This is a genomic window from Arcanobacterium sp. S3PF19 (genome assembly GCF_000758825.1).
GTDB lineage: Bacteria > Actinomycetota > Actinomycetes > Actinomycetales > Actinomycetaceae > Arcanobacterium_A.
The window spans coordinates 80,079-98,857 of record NZ_JRMX01000015.1; the positions used below are offsets into that span (position 1 = coordinate 80,079).

At 58.4% G+C, this 18,779-nt stretch carries 16 protein-coding genes; 2 read left to right on the top strand and 14 right to left on the bottom strand.

Translation table 11 applies throughout. The annotated features are described in order from the left end of the window. Nucleotides 1-16: 16 nt before the first annotated feature. From HMPREF1631_RS06120 to HMPREF1631_RS06140, 5 genes are all read right to left on the bottom strand, one after another. Nucleotides 17-1,327, bottom strand: a complete 1,311-nt coding sequence (locus HMPREF1631_RS06120) for a pitrilysin family protein (protein ID WP_034233616.1) — start codon at nt 1,325-1,327, stop codon at nt 17-19. A 100-nt stretch (nt 1,328-1,427) separates the two neighbouring features. Then, a complete protein-coding gene (locus HMPREF1631_RS06125; RefSeq protein WP_034233835.1) occupies nt 1,428-3,755 on the bottom strand; it encodes a polyribonucleotide nucleotidyltransferase in 2,328 nt (775 codons plus the stop codon). Between the two features lie 183 nt (nt 3,756-3,938). Next, nucleotides 3,939-4,208, bottom strand: coding sequence for a 30S ribosomal protein S15 (rpsO, locus tag HMPREF1631_RS06130; RefSeq protein WP_034233618.1), 270 nt, complete (start codon nt 4,206-4,208; stop codon nt 3,939-3,941). A 159-nt stretch (nt 4,209-4,367) separates the two neighbouring features. Next, a complete protein-coding gene (locus HMPREF1631_RS06135; RefSeq protein ID WP_034233620.1) occupies nt 4,368-5,360 on the bottom strand; it encodes a bifunctional riboflavin kinase/FAD synthetase in 993 nt (330 codons plus the stop codon). Next, complete coding sequence (locus HMPREF1631_RS06140) at nt 5,344-5,553, bottom strand: hypothetical protein (RefSeq protein ID WP_034233622.1); 210 nt, start codon at nt 5,551-5,553, stop codon at nt 5,344-5,346. Before HMPREF1631_RS06140 ends, HMPREF1631_RS06135 begins: the two co-directional genes overlap by 17 nt. Nucleotides 5,554-5,623: 70 nt before the next feature. Here HMPREF1631_RS06140 and HMPREF1631_RS06145 point away from each other — a divergent pair, with 70 nt between their 5' ends. Further along, entirely contained in the window at nt 5,624-6,187 is a 564-nt protein-coding gene (locus HMPREF1631_RS06145) for a DUF421 domain-containing protein (RefSeq protein WP_052047189.1), read from the top strand. Here HMPREF1631_RS06145 and hemH read toward each other — a convergent pair whose 3' ends face one another. The 6 genes from hemH to rimP all read right to left on the bottom strand — a co-directional run bounded on the left by hemH (nt 6,188) and on the right by rimP (nt 13,295). Beyond that, a complete protein-coding gene (gene hemH / locus HMPREF1631_RS06150; RefSeq protein ID WP_034233624.1) occupies nt 6,188-7,129 on the bottom strand; it encodes a ferrochelatase in 942 nt (313 codons plus the stop codon). 96 nt (nt 7,130-7,225) lie between these two features. After that, nucleotides 7,226-8,242: a tRNA pseudouridine(55) synthase TruB gene (truB, locus tag HMPREF1631_RS06155; RefSeq protein WP_052047190.1), complete on the bottom strand. Its 1,017-nt coding sequence runs from the start codon at nt 8,240-8,242 to the stop codon at nt 7,226-7,228. Beyond that, the gene (rbfA, locus tag HMPREF1631_RS06160; protein WP_034233626.1) at nt 8,235-8,681 is read right to left on the bottom strand and encodes a 30S ribosome-binding factor RbfA; all 447 of its coding nucleotides are present in this window, start codon (nt 8,679-8,681) and stop codon (nt 8,235-8,237) included. The genes truB and rbfA overlap by 8 nt, the downstream gene beginning before the upstream one ends. 96 nt (nt 8,682-8,777) lie before the next feature. Then, nucleotides 8,778-11,525 (bottom strand): translation initiation factor IF-2, encoded by a 2,748-nt coding sequence (gene infB, locus HMPREF1631_RS06165; protein ID WP_034233627.1) that lies wholly within the window; start codon nt 11,523-11,525, stop codon nt 8,778-8,780. 214 nt (nt 11,526-11,739) lie between these two features. Next, the gene (gene nusA, locus HMPREF1631_RS06170; RefSeq protein WP_052047191.1) at nt 11,740-12,759 is read right to left on the bottom strand and encodes a transcription termination factor NusA; all 1,020 of its coding nucleotides are present in this window, start codon (nt 12,757-12,759) and stop codon (nt 11,740-11,742) included. 2 nt (nt 12,760-12,761) lie between these two features. After that, nucleotides 12,762-13,295 (bottom strand): ribosome maturation factor RimP, encoded by a 534-nt coding sequence (gene rimP / locus HMPREF1631_RS06175; protein ID WP_034233629.1) that lies wholly within the window; start codon nt 13,293-13,295, stop codon nt 12,762-12,764. 60 nt (nt 13,296-13,355) lie between these two features. Here rimP and HMPREF1631_RS06180 point away from each other — a divergent pair, with 60 nt between their 5' ends. After that, on the top strand, nt 13,356-14,342 hold the full coding sequence (locus tag HMPREF1631_RS06180) for a hypothetical protein (protein ID WP_156956245.1): 987 nt from the start codon (nt 13,356-13,358) through the stop codon (nt 14,340-14,342). Between the two features lie 4 nt (nt 14,343-14,346). On the opposite strand, the gene HMPREF1631_RS06185 is transcribed toward HMPREF1631_RS06180, so the two are convergent. From HMPREF1631_RS06185 to HMPREF1631_RS06195, 3 genes are all read right to left on the bottom strand, one after another. Continuing rightward, nucleotides 14,347-16,131 (bottom strand): proline--tRNA ligase, encoded by a 1,785-nt coding sequence (locus HMPREF1631_RS06185; RefSeq protein ID WP_198017387.1) that lies wholly within the window; start codon nt 16,129-16,131, stop codon nt 14,347-14,349. 95 nt (nt 16,132-16,226) lie between these two features. After that, nucleotides 16,227-17,363 (bottom strand): flavodoxin-dependent (E)-4-hydroxy-3-methylbut-2-enyl-diphosphate synthase, encoded by a 1,137-nt coding sequence (gene ispG / locus HMPREF1631_RS06190; RefSeq protein WP_034233642.1) that lies wholly within the window; start codon nt 17,361-17,363, stop codon nt 16,227-16,229. A 123-nt stretch (nt 17,364-17,486) separates the two neighbouring features. Beyond that, complete coding sequence (locus HMPREF1631_RS06195; RefSeq protein WP_034233644.1) at nt 17,487-18,776, bottom strand: RIP metalloprotease; 1,290 nt, start codon at nt 18,774-18,776, stop codon at nt 17,487-17,489. Between the last annotated feature and the right edge of the window lie 3 nt (nt 18,777-18,779).

Here is an 18,779-nt window from a genome sequence, read left to right on the forward strand (position 1 = left end):
ACCGAAAAAGAGCACATCATTCGGCCGAGCTCCACAGCACGGTCGGTGTGTGGGCGGCAAAATTTTGCGCAATACGCTGAATATCATCCGCCGTCACTTCCCGCGCCAGCCTCAGCGATTCGCCTACGGACATAATTTCCCCGCGCAGAAGCTCGGCATATCCGAGTCTGTTCTTTCGGTAACCGTTTGTTTCCGCAGCGAAAACGAGCTGTGCCCGGTGCTGGTTGACCGCCGAGCGCAATTCATCTTCAGATACGCCGTTTTGCGCAAGTTCTTCCAGGCAGTTTCGCATCAGATCTGCCACCTGCCGTGTATTTTCCGCGCCGCAGCCGGCCTCCATGGCAAATACGCCGCCTTCATTCCAGTTCAGCGACCACGAATACACCGAATAGGCAAGACCGCGTTTTTCCCGAATTTCGCGAAAAAGACGGGAAGAAGTGCCTCCGCCCAGAATAATTTCAAACAGCGCGGCCGCAGTTTCGTCCCGGTCTGCCAGACGCAGACCGGGCATTCCCACAACCACCGCGCTTTGCCGGCCGGGATGGGGAATCACGGAATGTGTTCCGCAGCGGTATTCCACGTCCGCCGCCCTGCGCGGCGCGGCGGGAAGAACGCCTTGGCCAAGATTCCATCCGGCGGCTTCCAGCAGGTCCGTTACCTGCCCGCACAGCAGGTCATGATCCACATCTCCCGCCGCCGTGATTACCAGTTCCCGGGAATTGTAATTGCTGCGGTAGTGACGCAAAAGATGTTCGTGTTTCAGTGCCTCCACTGTCTGCGGCGTGCCCCCGACCGGACGGGAAAGAGGATGATCTCCCAGAACCAGCGGAAGAAGGGCCGTTTCCGTTACTTCTGCGGCATCGTCCTGCGCCGCACGCAGCTCTTCCAAAATAACCCCGCGTTCCACGTCCATCTGCGCACGGTCCAATGTCGCCCCGGTTACCATATCCGTGAGCAGATCCAGCAAAAGCGGCAGATCGGCGGTAAATACGCGTCCGTAATAGCACGTATACAGGCGCGCGGTGGCTGCATTAACCGCTCCCCCGAGATAGTCGGAAAGCTGTGAGATCTGCGCGCAGGAACGCTTTTTAGTGCCCTTAAACAGCAGATGCTCGAGAAAATGTGTAGACCCTTCACTTCCCGCTGCTTCGTCACGCGAGCCGGCGCCGATCCAAAAAGAAACGGAAACGGACTGCTGACCGGGTATTTTTTCGCTGAGAACCCTTATTCCCCCGGGCAGAACGGAACGTCTGCCGAGCACGCCGTTTTCTTCAAATTCGATCGGCGCAAAAGAATCCAACGGCAGCGCAAGACGCGTAAAAGTCATTTCTTCTCCGATATTTCCACAGATAAAGGCGACGTGCCGGACCAAGACAGATATTTTGCCTCAGTCCAACACGTTCGCGAATCGATCCAAATTCAGTTATTTATTCTTCGGACTGTGAATCCGTTTCTTCTTTCTTCGGCTCGGCAGAACGCGTCCGGCGGCGTTCACGGGGACGCCGCCCGCGTTCTCTGCGCTCCGGGCGGGTTTCCTTTTGCCCGGCCTCCGCTTCTTTCTCCGCCGCAAGCTGTTCTTCGGTCAGCACGGCGTGCAGGGAAAGCTTTCCGCGCGGATCTATCTCGGCCAGTTCCACTTCCACTTTGTCGCCGACGTTGAGCACATCCTCCACGTTTTCCACGCGCTTTCCGCCAACCAGACGGCGAATCTGCGAGATATGCAGCAGCCCGTCTTTGCCCGGGCTCAGAGAAATGAAGGCACCGAACGTGGTTGTCTTTACAACCGTTCCCACGAAACGCTCGCCGACCTCCGGCATCTGCGGGTTCGCGATCGCGTTGATCGTCTGCCGGGCAGCCTCGGCGGAAGTGCCGTTGGTTGCGCCGATAAATACGGTGCCGTCTTCTTCGATCGTGATTTCGGCGCCCGTGTCTTCCTGAATCTGGTTAATCATCTTTCCTTTGGGTCCGATGACCTCACCGATCTTGTCTACGGGAATCTGCACCGAAATAACGCGCGGAGCGGTCTCCGCCATTTCTTCGGCCTGCGGAACTGCCTGCTCGATGAGATCCAGGATTGCAAAACGCGCCTCGCGTGCCTGGGCGAGCGCTTTGGCCAAAACCTGCGCCGGAATACCGTCCAGCTTCGTATCCAGCTGCAGGGCGGTAACGAATTCACGCGTACCGGCAACTTTGAAATCCATATCGCCCAGTGCGTCTTCCGCTCCGAGAATATCGGTCAGCGCCACGTAACGCTGTTCACCGTCGATCTGCCCGGAAACCAGACCCATTGCGATACCCGCCACGGGAGCTTTCAGCGGCACACCCGCGTTAAGAAGGGAAATCGTGGAGGCGCACACCGAGCCCATCGAAGTTGAGCCGTTGGATCCCAGAGCTTCGGATACCTGACGGATTGCGTAGGGGAATTCTTCGCGCGGGGGCAGCACGGGCACCAGCGCACGCTCTGCCAGCATACCGTGTCCGATTTCGCGCCGCTTGGGCGAACCCACACGCCCGGTTTCACCCGTGGAGTAGGGCGGGAAATTGTAATGATGAATATAACGCTTGGAAGTGATCGGGGAAAGATTGTCGATCTGCTGTTCCATCTTCAGCATATTCAGTGTTGTCACGCCCAAAATCTGAGTCTCGCCGCGCTGGAACAGGGCCGATCCGTGCACCCGCGGAAGAACCGAGGATTCCGCCGTAATTGTGCGGATTTCCACCGGCGTGCGCCCGTCCATCCGTTCCCCGGTGGTGAGCACGCGTTCGCGCATCGCTTTCTTCCAATGCGCATTTACCGCCATCGCCAGCGCCTGCTCGCGCTCCGGGAATTTATCTGCCACTTCCGAAACAATCTTTTCGGTCAGTTCGTTCAGCGCCTCATCACGTTCATGCTTGTCCGTGATACCCCACAGAGCCCCGAAACGGTCGCCGATTATCTCTCCGACAGCTTCGTATTCATCGTCTTCGTATGCCGGGTAAAGCGGATATTCCTGCACGGGTTTCGCCGCCTCATCGGCCAGTGCGCGCTGCGCCTCGCACAGCACGCGGATAAACTTCTTCGCCGCTTCCAGACCTTCGGCCACAACTTCCTCGGTCGGTGTTACGCCGCCCTTGGCAACGTTTTCCGTCAGGTGTTCTCCGCCTTCGGCCTCAACCATCATAATTGCGACGTCCTCGCCGACGATTCTTCCTGCCACAACCATGGTAAAGGTGGCACGCGGCATCTCGCTGTAACGCGGGAATGCCACCCAGCTGCCGTCGATCAGCGAAATACGGACTCCGCCGATCGGCCCGGAGAAAGGCAGACCGGAAAGCTGCGTAGACATGGACGCGGCATTGATTGCCAGCACGTCATAAGCGTCATCCGGATTCACCGCAAGCACAGTGGCAACGATCTGTACTTCATTGCGCAGACCTTTGACGAATGCCGGGCGCAGCGGACGGTCGATCAGGCGCGCAGCCAGGATTGCGTCCGTGCCGGCACGGCCTTCGCGGCGGAAAAACGATCCGGGAATCCGCCCCGCGGCGTAGGAACGTTCTTCCACGTCCACGGTCAGGGGGAAGAAATCAAAACCTTCCCGCGGTTCGGACGAAACGGCGGTTGCGGAAAGAACGGTGGTTTCCCCGTCCAGATATGCCAGGGCACTTCCTGCCGCCTGCCGGGCAAGCAAACCTGTTTCGAAACGGATTTTACGGGTTCCGAACGAACCGTTGTCGATAACGGCCTCGCTGAATTTTACATCAGGACCCTCCATGGGACCTCCTTTAATTATTTGCCTCCCGGCGATGCGGTCGTCGATTGTCATAACCGGAAAATTCCGCCTACCACAACCGAAGACCGAACCAGTGCGGGGGACTTCCTCTTTTTACTCTTTTTATGTGTGTTGATTTTAGAATTATCGGCCCGAACAGATTATTCGAGCCGATAGTCAGTTCCGTCAGCGGCGCAGGCCGAGACGGGAAATCAGAGAACGGTAACGCTCAATGTCTTCTTCCGCCAGATAACCCAGCAGACGCCTGCGCTTACCGATAAGCAGCATCAGACCGCGGCGGGAATGATGATCGTGGTGGTGCGTGCGGAAATGCTCGGTGAGCTCCTTAATCCGCGCAGAAAGCAGTGCAACCTGTACTTCCGGCGAACCCGTGTCGCCCTCATGAGTTGCATATTCTTTAATAATTGCATCCTTGGTCTCTTTGCTGAGAGCCATATGATTCTCCTTCATAACTAGCTGCACGGAGCCCGGGGCATGTTCTCCCGAGCGATGACACCCCGTGGCCGATCTAACGGCTAGCCCAGTCTATCACCAATACGCCCAAAACAGCGAAAAAATTACCGTGACTTCGCGCTCATCCGCTTTCGCACGCATTTAGGACGCGGTTACGCTCTGCGGAGGCACGCGGCGGGCCGGCGGCACGCCCAGTTTCTGTGCACAGTGTTTCAGGTCGTCGTCCATCTGCGAAAGCAGTGCCGCAACCGAAGAAAATTTACGCATCGGACGCAGGTAGGAAATAAAATCGAGCGCAATTTCCTGCCCGTACAGGTTCAGGTCGCTGCGGCCCAAAACGTGCGCCTCCACCGTTCTGCTTTTCCCCCCGAACTGCGGATTCGTGCCCACCGAGATGGCAGCCGGCAGATAGGCGGCGGCATTTGCCGCGCACCCGGGAAGAATAAGCCGGCCGGCATATACCCCGTCTGCCGGCACTTCCCCCAAATTGTCGCCGGCGAGGTTTGCGGTGGGGAATCCGAGTTTTCTGCCCCGCTTAAAACCGTGCCGCACGATGCCGCGGATCCGGTGCGGCCGGCCAAGCACCTCCATCGCTTCCCCGACTTTTCCCTCGGCCAGCAGCTCCCTGACCCACGTCGAAGACCAGCGTCTGCCCTGCCGGTCGCATAAGTCGTCGAGCAGAACCACGGAAAATCCGAACCTGGCGCCAAAATCTTTCAGCATCTGCCCGTCCCCGGCATTGTTCTTTCCGAAACGGACATCCTGCCCGACCACAACCGTTTTGGCGTGCAGCTGCCCCAAAAGCTGCCCGCGCACAAAATCTAGGGGCGTGGTTTGGGCGTAACGCAAATCGTACTTTTGCACAAAAACCCCGTCGATCCCCGCCTCTTCCAGACGGGCAAGACGCTCGGAGAGTGAAGTTATCAGCTGAAATTTTCGCTCCGGATGATGCACGCGCAAAGGGTGGGGATCGAACGTAAGCGCCAAAGCGGGCATATCCCGCTCCGCCGCAACCTGCGCCGTCTTTGCCAGTATTGCCCGGTGTCCCCTGTGGACTCCGTCAAATATCCCAACCGTGACCGCGCTTTCCGGCAGATCCCGCGGAATCTGCGCCGCGTTATGCCAAATCTGCATTATTTTCCGCGCAGACCCAGCTGTCTGCGCCCTTCGGATAGACCGGCGGAGGAAGCGTGCCGCCGGCCGTGCCCGCCGCAACCGCAGCCGCCGCTGCCCGACCCGGAGTGTTTTTCCTGCCCGGAGCGTCGGCCGTGCCCGCCGCAACCGCAGCCGCAGGAAGATTTTGTCTTATTTTCGGTATTTTTGTCATTCGTCATATTCCTATTCTAAAAAAGAAAAGGATCTAAGGCATAATACAGACAGAAGCAAAAGGAGCCAAAATGAATTATCCGCACGGAGCTTCCGCCTGGCTGGGAATCACCGCGGAAGGCGCGGCCCTGACCGCACTGGGAACCTGCATTATCTATCTCGTTTTTCTGCTGACGACGAAAATCTTCGGCGCACGGCTGCAATCCGGCCTGACGACTTTCGACACACTGATGACCATGCTTTTCGGGGCGGTGATCGGAAGAACAATGATCGGTCCCGTGCCGACGCTGGCTGCGGGAATCGTCGTGTTTGCGACTCTGCTTATTCTGCACATAGCACTGGGCGCGGTCACCAACACCGCCCGCGGCGACCGTCTGCTTAATTCCCGGCCCGTTCTGCTGATGGCAGGCCCCCAAATACTGGAACGCAACCTAAAATCCGTCAACACCACGCATACGGAACTGATGTCTGCCCTGCGCGAACACGGAATTTCCGATAAATCGCAGGTGGCAGCGGTAATTATGGAATCTTCGGGAAAACTCTCCGTCCTATCCGCAGCGCACCCGATCGACCGTGAAATGCTGGAAGGCGTAAAAGACGGGCAGCGGATTCCCGCGCGGTTCATACGCGGATAATTACTGCGCCCGGCGGTATATTTCGGCGAGGATTTTACCCGCAACGGGGTCGTCGTTCGGCGGGCGCAGCCTGATCATTTCTTCCCCTCCCGCACGGATAAACGTCTCCCTGTTCAGCACATCCAGCTCATCCAGTGTTTCGATGCAGTCGGCAAAGAATCCCGCGGAGAGCACAAGCACCCGTTTCACGCCTTCTGCGGGCAGCTCCCCCATCCGCACCACAGTGGCCGGAGAGAGCCATTTGCCCGGGCCGAATTTTGACTGAAACGTAATCTCGTGGGGAAAATCACCCACACGGCCCATAATCAGATCCGTTGTGGCAACGCACTGCCTTAGGTATTCCCCGGGACGGTGCGGCGCACGCAGGGGTACGCCGTGGTATGAAAAAACAATTTTTTCCACGCGGCCGGCGCGCAGTACGTTTTTTATTTTTTCGGCATACCATTGGGCAAGCGTCTCCTGCCGCGCCCAGGACGGCGCAATGCGCACCCGCACATCCGGATGCGTGCGCGCAAACAGCGCAACCTGCTTTTCTATTGCATCCACCGTGGACGGGGCATAGTGCGGAAACAGCGGTATAACCGTAATTTTGCGCGCACGCATCGCCGAAAGCTGCTCTCCGACGGAAGGGCTCATATAAGTGGTGGCATATCTGACTTCCGTATCGGGCAGTTCCCGGCTCAGAGCCGCGCACTGCCTGCGCGAATAGACATCCAGCGGCGATCCCTGCGCAAACCACACCGCTCTGTAGCGCGGGGCAATCCGCGAAGGACGCAGCGGAAGAACAAAAGTGTGCAAAATCGGTTTCCACAGCCAGCGGGGAAAATCCACAACCGCCGGATCGGAAAGAAAACGGCGCAGAAAAAATTTTATTTCTTTCGGCTCCGGCGAGCGCGGCGTACCCAGACAGACTATCAGACATCCGTTATTTCCGTTTTGCATTCAACCACCCGGTGTCGCATAAATTTATCGGAACATATAAAGCATATAGGAAAAAACAAAAAATATCCCGATACACCATGTCGCAAAGTGTGGCGGTTAGGGCGTCAGCAGAAGGCAGGGTTTCAGTTTATCGCCGCGCGCAGAAAGCAGGGCAACCGCCGTGCCGTCTTCCGTGTAGGCGGCAAAGGGAAAACCGGTTTCCCCGGCCGGACATTCACCGGGTTCGCGCATCGCTATGAACTGTCCGAATCTGAGCGCCCGTGCTTCTTCCGCACCGACATACACAACGGGGAAAAGCGTTTTGCACACGGCAGACAGCGGCAAAACAGGCAGGGGCCGGCCCGCCGCAGTCATCTGCGCATACTGTTTCACCCCAAGGGCGCGGGAACTTCGGCGCCCGCCCACACTGCTGCGGTGCAGCATTCGCAGATGTGCGCCGACTCCGAGATATTCTCCCAGATCTCTGGCCAGTGCGCGAATATATGTTCCCGCGGTGCACCGCACCGACACGGGAAATTCCAATGTGGCAAATCCGGGCACGGTTTCCTGCGAAAACACGGCCGGACCCGTGCGCAGAAACGATTCCACCGTGACCGGCCGGGGGGAAAGCCTGACCTCCTCACCCGCCCGGGCCAGATCATAAGCGCGCCGGCCGCCGATTTTCTTTGCCGAAACACGGGAAGGCACCTGCATCTGTCTGCCCGTAAATTTCCGCAGAGCGGCATCGATCTCTTCCCCACCCAGCGTTTTCAGCCGCGCGGCGAGCCGCGCATCGGGCAGGGAAACAATTTCGCCCTCCCTGTCTTCCGTATCCGTGCGCACGCCCAGACAGATACGGGCCTCATATGTTTTGTTTTTGCCGCTGAGATAGGTCAGAAGTTTTGTTCCTCTGCCGATCCCCAGAATAAGCAGACCCGTTGCCATGGGATCCAAAGTTCCCGCATGGCCGACTTTACGCGTTCCCGCCAGCCTGCGCACCGCACCGACAACGTCATGGGAAGTAACTCCCGCGTCTTTGTTTACGGGCAGAATACCGTCCGGAGCAGCGCATGCGGCCCGGGGAACGTCTCCCCAGGGCATCTGCCTGCGCGGCAAAGAAGGCGTACTATTCATCGGCTTCGTACCCGTCGGGCACGCCCTTCGGCTCCCGGTAGGGGTTTGCATCCCCGGCGGGAGAGGCATTTTCGGCGAGTCTGCGAATCTGCTCATCCTTAAATCTTGCTGCCGTCAGCGCATCTTCGATCGATTTCGCGCTTTGCGGCAAAGCGTCGGCAATAAAATCCAGCGACGGCGTAAGGCGCAGTCCCAGCTGAGCACCTACCTGCGAACGAATCATTCCTTTCGCCGATTCCAGCGCCCGGGCCGAATTGCGCAGCTGCGTCTGCGAACCGTAAACGGTATAGAAAATATCGGCATGCTGCAGATCACCCGTTACCCGCACATCCGTAACCGTAACCATTCCCAGACGCGGATCCTTCAGTTTCGTGTCTATCATCTGCGCCACAATCGCGCGGATCCGCTCCGCTACCCGCGCCGCCCGCGGATTAACCATGTTTCCCCCTTAAATCCGGTTCGCCTGCCGATTTTGCGCGGGACGCCGGCAGTAAGCAAACCCACCGCCGGCGTCCCGCCAATAAACCGATAAATCTTACTCACGCGGCTTTTCGCGCATTTCCCAGGTCTCAATTATATCGCCTTCGCGAATATCTTTGTGACCCAGGGTAATACCGCACTCGTAGCCCTCTTTTACCTCGGTTACGTCGTCTTTTTCCCGACGCAGCGAGACAATCTCCAGGTCGGGCACGACCACTGTTCCCTCACGTACCAGGCGTGCCTTCGTGCCGCGTCTGATGACGCCCTTACGCACAATCGAACCGGCGATATTGCCAAACTTTCCGGATTTGAAAATCTGGCGTATCTGCGCCGTCCCCAGCGCAACCTCTTCGTAAATCGGCTTGAGTTTGCCCTTCAGCGCGTCTTCGACATCGTTGATCGCATCGTAAATCACGGAGTAGAACTTCATCTCCACGCCTTCGCGGTCGGCTATCTCGCCGACGCGCTCTGCGGGACGGACGTTGTATCCGATAATAACCGCGTTGTCCACCGTGGCCAGATCAACATCGGACTGCGTGATTGCCCCCACTCCGCGGTGGATCACGTTCAGCTGCACTTCGTCGCCGCCCACTTCAATATCGAGAAGCGAAGACTCCAGCGCTTCCACCGAACCGGAGGAATCGCCCTTCAGAATCAGGTTCAGCGTCTCCACCTTGCCTTCTTCGATTGCGGCGGTGAGGTCTTCGAGCGAAATCCGCTTCCGCCGTCTGGCCAGTGTTGCCGCGCGTTTCGCCGTTTCGCGCCGTTCGGCAATCTGACGTGCCGTGCGGTCGTCTTCGGCCACAATCAGCCGGTCGCCCGCACCGGGCACGGAGGTCAGTCCCAATACCTGCACCGGACGCGAAGGACCGGCTTCCTCCACCCGGCTGCCGTGTTCGTCGATCATCGCCCGCACACGTCCGTAAGCGGTTCCGACCACAATCGGATCGCCTACGTGCAGCGTTCCGTCCTGAATCAGAGCGGTAATCACCGAACCGCGCCCCTGATCCAGCTTGGCTTCAATCGCCACACCCCTGGCAGGCTTGTCCGCATTCGCGGTGGGGTTGACCAAAATATCCGATGTGGCAATAATCGTTTCCAGCAATTTGTCTATATTGATCCGTTTCTTCGCCGAAATATCGACAAACGGCACATCGCCGCCGTATTCTTCGGCAACCAGACCGTATTCGGTCAGCTGGGAACGGACCTTGTCCGGATTTGCCCCTTCGGTATCGATCTTGTTTACCGCAACCACGATCGGAACCTTCGCGGCCTGCACATGGTTGATCGCTTCCACGGTCTGCGGCATTACACCGTCATTTGCGGCCACAACCAAAACCGCCACGTCCGTGATATTCGCTCCGCGGGCACGCATCTGCGTGAAAGCCTCATGGCCCGGAGTATCGATAAACGTGATCGAACGTTCTTCGCCTTCAATACGCAAATGCGTCTGATATGCGCCGATGGTCTGCGTAATACCGCCGGCTTCACCCTCAACCACATCCGCATTGCGGATTGCGTCAAGAAGTTTCGTCTTGCCGTGGTCCACGTGTCCCATGACCGTAACCACAGGCGGGCGGGCAGTAAGATCCGACTCTTTTTCCTGCGCCCGTTCGGCATCAATATCAATGTCAAAGGCTTCCAGAATCTCGCGGTCTTCGTCTTCGGAACTCATGATTTTAATATCGTATCCGAGTTCGGCGCCCAAAAGCCGGAAAGTATCCTCATCCAACGACTGGTTCGCCGTTGCCATTTCACCCATGCGGAACAGAACGGTCACCAAAGCAGCCGGGTCGGCATTGATCCGCTCCGCAAAATCGGCAAGGGAAGCACCCTGGCGCACGCGTACCGGCGTTGAACCGTCTCCGCGCGGCACCTGCACTCCCTGCAGCATCGGAGACTGCTGCTCCTCAATTTCCTGATGGCGTGTGCGGTTGCTGCGTTTCTTTCCCCCGGTCCGTCTGCCGAAAGCACCGGCGGTAGATCCCCCGCGTGCCTTTCCGCCCGAACGGGTAAAGCCACCCCTGAAACCGCCGGGTGCGCTCGCGAACTGCTGTTCTGCCTGCGCGCCGCGTCCGCGGCCTCTTCCGGAGCGTCCGCCCTGGGGCATTGCCTGCATCTGATCCGGCATCGCCTTCGGCGAAGGACGGTATGCAAAACGGTTTGCGCCCTCGTTGCGGCGGTTCGCTCCCGCGTTGGCGCCTCCGCGCTGCGCACGGCGTGCGCCGCCGCCCTGATTCTGCTTTTCCTCGGCGCGTTCGCCGCGGCGCGACATTCCCTGCCGGCTGGCAAAAGGAGAATTGCCCGGACGCGGCATCTTTCCCTGCGGGCGCGGACCGGGCTTTCCCATTCCCTGCCGGCTGGCAAAAGGAGAATTGCCCGGACGCGGCACGGCTGCCCGTTTCCCCTGGGGACGGGGTGCGGGTTCGGCCGGATGCGGATGGGGGGTATGCGAATCCGCTTTTGCGGCTGCCTTCGCCGGGGGACGGGGAGTCGCCGGTTTTCCGTCCTGCTTTCCGGCTTTGTTCCCGCCGCCGGCGGGTTTCTTTTCCGCCGGGCGGGTCTGCGCGGCTTCGGTTTTACCGGAAACAGGCTTCGTTTCGCTCTTTTTCGTCTTCGGCTTTCCCTGCGGAAGCAGTTCCGGATGCTTTTCGTAGTATTCGCGCGCACGGCGCACAACAGGCGCTTCAATGCTCGAAGACGCCGATTTTACGAATTCGCCGTTTTCTTTCAATACCGCAAGTAAAGCTTTGCTTGTTACGCCGAGCTCTTTGGCGAGTTCATGGACGCGGACCTTTGCCACATTTCTCCTTCTACATCGGTCCGCGCTGATGCCCGGACCCTTCTACTGGCAGCTCATCGCTGGGTACTCATCGGGTGCCCATCGGCTTTCTACCCGCTTTCATTTAGATTGCGTTCTGACTTTTACTTTCCCAGTCTACCCGAAAAAGACAGTTTATCCGCACCGGTGCGTCATTTTTGTGAGGTGAATACGCTCACGGTGCATGGCAGATCCTCTATGCCTGCGCGTTCTGTCCGCCCCGGTTTCCGGCCGCCGGATCTTCCGCTTCTTTTCTGATGTCTATCGACCATCCGGTGAGCTTGGCAGCCAGACGCACATTCTGCGCCTCTTTGCCGATCGCCAAAGATGCCTGGTCATTGGGCACAACAGCCAGTGCCTGACGCGCTTCGCGGTTAACAATGTCCACCCGGGTGACCTGCGCCGGGGAAAGTGCGGCGGCAATAAACAGCGCCGGATCGTCGTCATACTCCACAATGTCGATTTTTTCCCCGTTCAGTTCCTGCGTAACTGCCCGGACCCGCTGCGCGTTATGGCCGATAACAGCGCCCTTGGCAGCGACGTTTTCATCCGCGGACCACACCGCAACCTTTGACCTGTGCCCCGCTTCCCGGGCCAGAGACACAATCTCCACGGTACCGTCGGCAATTTCCGGAACCTCGGTTTCAAAGAGCCGGCGCACAAAATCCGGATGCGAACGCGACAGTCTGATGGAAGCTCCCCGGGGCCCGACGGAAATATCCAAAATCAAAGCGCGGATCAGATCCCCGTGGCGGTAATGCTCACTGGGCACCTGTTCTTCCGCGCGCAGAATTCCCCTGTTTTCGCCCAGCTCAACAAACAGATCCCTGGACTGTGGGTCGCGTCCGGCCCTTCCCTCCACGGTACCGGAGACAATCTGCCCCTGCTTGCCCTGAAAACTGCCCAAAATCCGGGCACTTTCCGCATCCCGCAGACGCTGGGCAATAATGGAACGGGCGGTGGCGGTGGCAATGCGTCCGAAATCGTTGGGTGTATCGTCAAATTCTCCGATCACCCGGTCATTTTCGTCAAGCTCGGGCGCCCATACGGTAACTTTCCCCGTAGACCTGTCGAAGTCCACGCGGGCGCCTTTTACCGAACCCGGGACGCGATTATAGGCATGCAGCAAAGCAGCTTCAATCGTTTCGATCAGCACATTTAAGTCAAGCCCCAACTCCGCTTCCAAAGTACGCAGCTCACCCATTGAGATATCCATCTTTATCCCTCCGCTTCCGCTTCGCTTTTATCCGACTTACGCAATTCAACTTCCACGCGAGCTTTTTCTATCTCTTGGAATGTTATAACACGCGGGTCAAAGAAGATAGTTTTATTACTTTTCTTCACTTTTTCTTCCGGACGCACAAGCACGCCCCCGTCATTTGCCTGCAGGATCCGGCCCGTAAACGACTCCCCGCCGCGCAGGGAAAAGCGCACAGAGCGGCCCACGGCCCGCGTATAATGACGCGGCTCGGTCAGCACTCTTGCGGCGCCCGGCGTAGTCACCTCAAGGCTGTATGCATCCGCAAAAGGATCGGCATCGTCCAGGATCGCGGAAATCGCGCGCGTCAGCTCTTCCAGCTGCCGGGAATCCGGACCTCCCGGACCGGATTCCAGATCCACCGTAATACGCGCGGTCAGATATCTGCCCGAACGCACAATCCGTGCCTGCTCCAAAAACAGACCCGCAGCGCGGACAGCCGGCGAAACCAATTCCGCCAGCTCTCTGCTTCCAAACTTATTTTGCCGTGTCATATATGTAAGAATACTAGCCGCTTTCCCCGGGACGCCAATTTTCGGATTATACTTACAAAAGTGTCGGCAGATACGGACAAATCCAAAGCAGGTCGGATGAATAAATACGAAACGGGAAACTCGGCCCTGAAATCATGGGTATCTTTCCTCACGGTACTCTTTTTGGGAATCGGTTCCTTCTCCGTTTTCCTCTGCGCGATGGACGTGCGCAGGGGAACTGCGGGGCTGTCCGCGGCAGAGGCTGAACAGACGCAGAAACTGCGCGAAGAACTGGCAAAACAGAGCGGGAGAATCGAACGCATGGCAGAGGCGCTCCGGCCCGCGCAGGGTCCCGGCCTGGCGGCAGACGCAAAAATTTGGATTTCCGATCTGGGTGGAATACATCCCCGCACGGAACGCCGCGCCCGCATACCCGGGGAAAAACGGGATACATCCCCCGCCCGGGGAAAATCCGCCCGGGATACATCTTCTCCGGCACCGGATCTTCAGACGCTGGTTGGCGAACTGGACAATTTTTCCGCCGGAGTGCTGAAACTTGCCCGCACACCCGCAGACCGGCAGCTCACGGTATCCATCAGCGCAAAATCGGAATTTTATGCAGCGCAGATCGCCTCGGCCGCCTCCCTTAAACGCACTGCGCCCGATGTATCCCCGGAAGGTCTGGGGAAACGCATAACCGATCCGCGCACCGTGACCGAGCTGGATGCCGAAAAACAGGAAATTGAGCAGATTGCGGCGGCCCTTCCCCCCGCAGAAAGGGGGAATCTGCCAAAGATCGTTTCCGCATTGGAGATCATGGCAGACGACGCACTGAAAACAGGGCTGGAAGACCGGAGAATCGCACAGATCCCCCCGGTTCGCGCCGATACCGACCCTTTTTCCGAAGCAGCCGGCACACTGCTCCGCGCTGCCTCGCGTCTTGCCGATATCGGCGGCCGGCGGCGTTTCGGGGTATTCATCGCCACATATCTTATACCCGCGCAAAAAACCGCGGGCGCAACTCCCGGTTGGGAGCCACGCCCGCAGAAAAAGCCGAAACTAAAATAGCCTCTCAGTCACACTGCTTTAAAGCCTCACGGACCGCCGCCGTGATCCCGGCGAGAGGAACATTTACGGATTCGCCGCGGCGCCGGCGCACTTCCGCCATTCCGTCTTTCAGACCTCTGCCGACTACCACGGCAACCGGCATTCCCAGCAGCTCGTAATCGGCAAACTTAACGCCCACGGAAACCTTCGCCCGGTCGTCAAGAAGCACCTCCAAACCGCTTTCCTCCAGCTCCGAGGCAATTTTTTCGGCTGCCTCACGCAGTTCTTCGCCTTTGCCGGCAATCAGAACCTGCACATGCGCCGGAGCCGTCCGGGCGGACCAGGCCAGCCCTTTCCCGTCGTGGTATTTCTCGGCCAGCGCGGAAACAATCCGCGATACCCCAATGCCGTAGGATCCCATCGTGACCACAGTGGATTTTCCGTCCCGGTCCAGCACCGTCAGCCCCAGAGACTTCGAATACTTCCTGCCGAGAGCAAAGATATGCCCGATTTCGATGCCGCGCTCAATCGACAGCCTGCCGGAACCGTCCGGGGCCTCGTCTCCCGCGCGCACTTCCGCCGCCTCCAAAAATCCGTCGGCCTCGAAGTCACGCCCGTACACATAATTCACAACGTGCTTTTCGTTCCTGTTGGCCCCGGTGATCCACGCCGAACCCCGCGCCACGTGCGGATCAAGGAAATACCGCACCGAACCTACGGGTCTGCCGTTTTCGTCCCGGCGGCGCAGAGGCGAATTCGGCCCCAGCACCTGCGGGCCGATATAACCCGGCACCAATTCGGGATGTGCGGCCAAATCCTCGGGCGTGGCCATCTCGATCTCGGCGGGAGACATATTTGCCTCCACCCGCTTTTCGTCCACGTTTCTGTCTCCCGGCAGACCGACCACGAATACTTCCCTGGTCCCATCCGGGTGCACGGCCGTCAGTGCCACGTTCTTCAGCGTATCTGCTCCCGTCCAGGGGCGGTCTTTGCGCGGGGACAGCCTGTTTATCACTTCCACAAGGGAATCAATCGTGGTTGCCTGCGGCGTATCGATCACTTCGGGCTGCGGCACATCCGCACAGTCCTGCTCCGGCTGCGGCGGCGTGGTTACGGCTTCCGTATTTGCCGCATACCCGCCGGGTGAGGAAACAAAAGTATCTTCGCCGATTTCACACGGGAAGAGGAACTCCTCCGAACGCGATCCCCCCATTGCGCCCGAAGTAGCCGAACAGATCACATACGGCACCCCCAGGCGGCGGAAAATACGCATATACGCCTCACGCATATTAAGATAGGATTTCTCCAGGCCCCCGTCCGTGGTGTCGAACGAATAGGCATCCTTCATCAAAAATTCGCGGGTGCGGATCATGCCCGCCCTGGGACGGGCCTCATCGCGGTATTTTGTCTGAATCTGATAAAGAGTAACCGGCAGATCTTTGTACGAGGAGTACATATCCTTCACCGCCAGAGTAAACATTTCCTCGTGCGTGGGTGCCAGCAGATAATCGTTGCCGCGCCTGTCTTTCAGACGGAAAAGACCGGGCCCGTATTCTTCCCACCGGTTGGTTGCCTCATAAGGTTCGCGCGGCAGCAGGGCCGGAAGAAGAACCTCCTGCGCCCCGGCACGTTCCATTTCCTCACGGATTACGGCTTCCACCCGGCGCAGCACTTTCAGCCCCAGGGGCAGCCAGGTATAGATGCCGGGAGACACCCGGCGGATATAACCCGCCCGAACAAGAAGCTTATGGGACTCAACTTCCGCATCCGCCGGATTTTCACGCAGCGTGCGGACAAACAATTCAGACATTCTTAACACACGAACAGTCTAGCGTGTTTGCGCCGCGTTTTACAGCCGGCTGCGCATCTGCGCGCAAAGCGGAAGCAGAGCCGAAAACCGCCTCGCTATACCAGCACTTCGGGATGCGTAGCGCTGTCTTCGGCCAGCCCCAGATCCTCCGCCACCACACGGGCCCGGCGGATCAGCGTCTCCACAATTTCGGATTCGGGCACCGTCTCCACCACTTTTCCCTGCACAAAAATCTGCCCCTTGCCGTTGCCGGAAGCCACGCCCAAATCGGCTTCGCGCGCCTCCCCGGGACCGTTCACCACGCACCCCATTACCGCCACACGCAGCGGGAAAGTGACGTCTTTCAGACCCTCCGTGACCCGATTGGCAAGCTCATACACATTCACCTGGCACCTTCCGCATGAGGGACAGGAAACAATTTCAAGCTGTTTCGGACGCAGATTCAAAGAACGCAGAATCTGCTCCCCCACCTTTACTTCCTGCACGGGCGGCGCAGAAAGGGACACGCGGATTGTATCTCCTATCCCCCGGGAAAGCAGCGCCCCGAAAGCAACGGCGGATTTAACCGTGCCCTGAAACTCCGGCCCGGCTTCGGTTACCCCCAAATGCAGCGGCCAATCCCCCGCCCGGGAAAGAAGCTCGTAGGCGCGGACCATCACCACCGGATCATGATGCTTTACCGAAATCGCAAAGTCATGGAAATCCGCGTCCTCAAACAGACGCGCCTCCGTCACTGCCGATTCCACCAAGGCTTCGGGCGTGGCTTTTCCGTATTTTTTCAGCAGCCGCGGGTCCAGCGAGCCGGCATTGATTCCGATACGCATTGCCGTTCCGTTGGCTTTTGCGGCGGCGGCAATTTCGGGAATCCGGTCGTCGAATTTTTTGATGTTCCCCGGGTTCACCCGCACACCGCACCCGGCCTCAATGGCGGCAAACACATACCGGGGCTGAAAATGAATATCGGCCACAACAGGGATATTCGACTGCTGCGTGATCGCCGAAAGCGCTTCGGCGTCCTTGTCGGTCGGGCAGGCCACGCGCACAATATCGCAGCCGGCCGAGGTAAGTTCGGCAATCTGCTGCAGTGTGGCACCGATATCGTGCGTCTTGGTTGTGGTCATGGACTGCACACTGATCGGGGCGCCCCCACCCACCGCCACGTTTCCCACGTGAATCTGACGCGTTTTCTTTCGCGGCGCAAGAACTTCGGGTTCTTCTCGCACACCGGGCATACCTAAAGCAATTGGATTGTTCACGTCTCCATTATTCCACGTTGGAAAAATTTATCCAGTTCACGCGTTTTTCTTTATGCGCAACATTCGCCGGATATTGCGCCGCGCACCGGATTTTCCGTTTTACATCACGGGATTAATCAGATCCGCGGCAGCCAAAATGAGTGTCATCACAATGAAAAAACAGATCACAGCCCTGCTGAGGGGAATCATGCGCGCGGTATCGAAGGGCGGGGGCGGCGGTCGCCTGCGTATTTTCGCCATCCTGCCTCTGACCATATCCGCTGCCGCGCCCAAAGCGTGCCCTCCGTCCAGAGGAAGAAGCGGAAGCAGATTAAACACAAACAGAGACATATTCAGCGATCCCAGCAGCATTATCAGATCCGCGGCACGCCCGGACGCCGTGTAACCGGGATTTGCGCCGGCGGTAATCGATCCTGCCATATCGGCTACGCCCACGAGCCCGACCACACCTTCGGGATCGCGTTTGGCACCGGTAAACAGTCCCCAGGTCACCTTCCACAGCTGCCCGGGCAGCGAAAACACAATTTTCCCCGTGGATAGTGCAATCTCCGATATTTTTCCGGCCACGCCCGCAGGCCCTTCGGGGATTCTTTCCACCGCCGGGGACACTCCCACAAAAGGTACCCGGCGCAGCTTCTGCTTTTCCCGCACCTGCGGTTTCTCTTTTCCCTTTTCCGTAACGGGACGCAGCACCCGGCGCGGCGTTATGCCCAACGTCATTTTGCGTCCGTCGCGTATTATGTCCAGCGAAGCCGGGCGTTCCCCGTTTGCCGCTATCGCCCGGCGCAGCTTCTGCCAGTTTTCCGTGTTCTGCGTGTTCCACCGCACAATGACGTCCCCGGGTTTCAGACCCGCTTTCGCCGCGGGAGTCATCTGCGGAGCAGAACAGACTTTGGCCTGCGAATTCAGACACGGAGCCACCGCTCCTATCTTATTTGTGAAAACAGGGACGCCGAAACCGGCAAACACAGCCGTAAAACAGATCAGCGACAGCAGCAGGTTCATCAGCGTTCCCCCGCACATCACCACCAGTTTTTTCCCGGGAGAAAGCCTCCAAAACGCTTTTTCTTCCTCTCCGGGCAGAAGATCTTTTGCCGATTCCCTCCGGGCCTCCTCGGCGGCGGTAAGTTCGCCGTTTGCGCGCACGGTCTTCGTGTGTTTTCCCGCCGGCGGAAGCATTCCCGCAATCGAAACATAACCGCCCAGAGGAATCCATTTCAGACCGTATTGCGTGCCCCGATAGGTTTTTGAAAAAACGGTGGGGCCGAAACCGATAAAATACTGCGGGACTTTCACCCCAAATTTTTTCGCCGGCAGAAGATGGCCGAATTCATGCAGGGCAACGGAAAAAACCAGCCCGAGAATAAAAAGAATTATCCCGCAGAGCAAACT

Excerpts from the sequence above, each read along its gene's own strand:
- ispG (WP_034233642.1), bottom strand. The coding sequence starts at position 17,363 with ATGCCCGGTGTGCGAGAAGAACCCGAAGTTCTTGCGCCGCGAAAGAAA.
- HMPREF1631_RS06135 (WP_034233620.1), bottom strand. The coding sequence starts at position 5,360 with ATGCAGATTTGGCATAACGCGGCGCAGATTCCGCGGGATCTGCCGGAA.
- rpsO (WP_034233618.1), bottom strand. The coding sequence starts at position 4,208 with ATGGCTCTCAGCAAAGAGACCAAGGATGCAATTATTAAAGAATATGCA.
- truB (WP_052047190.1), bottom strand. The coding sequence starts at position 8,242 with ATGAATAGTACGCCTTCTTTGCCGCGCAGGCAGATGCCCTGGGGAGAC.
- HMPREF1631_RS06125 (WP_034233835.1), bottom strand. The coding sequence starts at position 3,755 with ATGGAGGGTCCTGATGTAAAATTCAGCGAGGCCGTTATCGACAACGGT.
- HMPREF1631_RS06145 (WP_052047189.1), top strand. The coding sequence starts at position 5,624 with ATGAATTATCCGCACGGAGCTTCCGCCTGGCTGGGAATCACCGCGGAA.
- nusA (WP_052047191.1), bottom strand. The coding sequence starts at position 12,759 with ATGGATATCTCAATGGGTGAGCTGCGTACTTTGGAAGCGGAGTTGGGG.
- HMPREF1631_RS06140 (WP_034233622.1), bottom strand. The coding sequence starts at position 5,553 with ATGACAAAAATACCGAAAATAAGACAAAATCTTCCTGCGGCTGCGGTT.
- hemH (WP_034233624.1), bottom strand. The coding sequence starts at position 7,129 with ATGCAAAACGGAAATAACGGATGTCTGATAGTCTGTCTGGGTACGCCG.
- HMPREF1631_RS06185 (WP_198017387.1), bottom strand. The coding sequence starts at position 16,131 with ATGTCTGAATTGTTTGTCCGCACGCTGCGTGAAAATCCGGCGGATGCG.
- rbfA (WP_034233626.1), bottom strand. The coding sequence starts at position 8,681 with ATGGTTAATCCGCGGGCGGCGCGGGTAGCGGAGCGGATCCGCGCGATT.
- HMPREF1631_RS06120 (WP_034233616.1), bottom strand. The coding sequence starts at position 1,327 with ATGACTTTTACGCGTCTTGCGCTGCCGTTGGATTCTTTTGCGCCGATC.
- rimP (WP_034233629.1), bottom strand. The coding sequence starts at position 13,295 with ATGACACGGCAAAATAAGTTTGGAAGCAGAGAGCTGGCGGAATTGGTT.